Annotated in this window: 1 pseudogene; it reads right to left on the reverse strand. The window is 60.8% G+C overall.

From position 1 onward, the window contains the following. Positions 1-408: pseudogene (locus ACU8YE_RS24060) on the reverse strand (ferritin-like domain-containing protein); the annotation flags it as partial. Positions 409-576 lie beyond the last annotated feature (168 nt).

The raw sequence follows: 576 nt of genomic DNA on the forward strand, positions 1-576 counted from the left end.
GCGGTACCAGTGGTTCAGGCGAATCTCGCCGCAGAAGTGCAGCATCAGCGTCTCGAGCGGCGGCGCCGGATCGAACTGGAAGCGCACCGCGTGCAGTTCCTCTTCGGTCGGCACCATCTCCGGCTTGAAGCGGCGCAGGTATTCCATCAGCACCAGCGAATGCTTCTGCTCCTCGAAGAACCACACGCTCATGAACGCGGAAAAGTCGCTGTCGTGCTGGTTGTCGCGCAGGAACATTTCCGTCGCGGGCAGCGCCGACCATTCGGTGATCGCGTTCATCTTGATCGTCTTCGCCTGCTCGTCGGTGAGCAGCGAAGCGTCGAACTTGTCCCACGGAATGTCCTTCTCCATGTCCCAACGGACAGCTTCGAGCGACCTGTAAAGTTCCGGATAAAGCATGGTGTTCATGATGGTCCCACCCCTGTTCTGCGCAATGCGACAACTAAACGAGACTGTTGCGGAAAACCGGCCCAGTGCGGGCGTTTTCGCAGCCAAGCCGATAATTTTACGCGCTAATCCGGGCCCGGACGCAGGTTTCGCGCCGGACGCCGGGCGACCGCGCTTCCACCGTGGGGC

It is taken from the genome of Ralstonia sp. VS2407, assembly GCF_052950655.1.